We start from the raw sequence: 584 nt of genomic DNA, 5'->3' as shown, positions 1-584 counted from the left end.
CATCCGCGCGCTCCCCGACGGCTATGCGACGCCCGCCGCCGCGGCGCCCCTGTCGGGCGGCGAACGGCAGCGGGTCGGCCTGGCCCGCGCATTCGTCCGCGACGCCCGCGTCCTGCTGCTCGACGACGCCACCTCCAGCCTCGACAGCGTCACCGCCCGCCAGGTCGCCAGGACCATCACCGCCGCACCCGGCACCCGTCTCGTCGTCACCCACCGCCGCGAGACCGCCGAACAGGCCGACCAGGTCCTCTGGCTCGACTCAGGCCGCATCCGCGCCTGCGCCCCCCACACCACCCTCTGGCCCGACCCCACCTACCAAGCGATCTTCACATGACCTCCCCGACCCCCCACCCCAGCCTCACCCGGCCGAAGCGGGCTCTGGCGCCTCTGCGAATCGATCTTCGCGCGGTCGTCCCGACGGCTTTCGCTTCCTGTTCCGTTCGCTGGTTCGGCGTCGCTCGGATGCAGCGGGTCGGCGCGTGGCTGGGGGGTGGGGGGTGATGCGGCGGTATGGGGTAGGGGGGATTGTTTGGCGGGCGGTTCGGGCTGAGCGGGGGGCGCTGTGGGGGTTGGGGGGGTGGTCG

General features: G+C 73.8%; 1 protein-coding gene. It reads left to right on the top strand.

Translation table 11 applies throughout. The features are described 5' to 3' along the window. Positions 1 to 334: ATP-binding cassette domain-containing protein (locus ACYVE7_RS35385; protein ID WP_460371064.1), on the top strand; the 334-nt coding region annotated here is incomplete at its 5' end. Positions 335 to 584 lie beyond the last annotated feature (250 nt).

Source organism: Actinocorallia lasiicapitis (assembly GCF_054778695.1).
The sequence above is the reverse complement of the archived record's forward strand: the minus strand, read 5'-3'. Positions and strand labels throughout refer to the sequence as shown.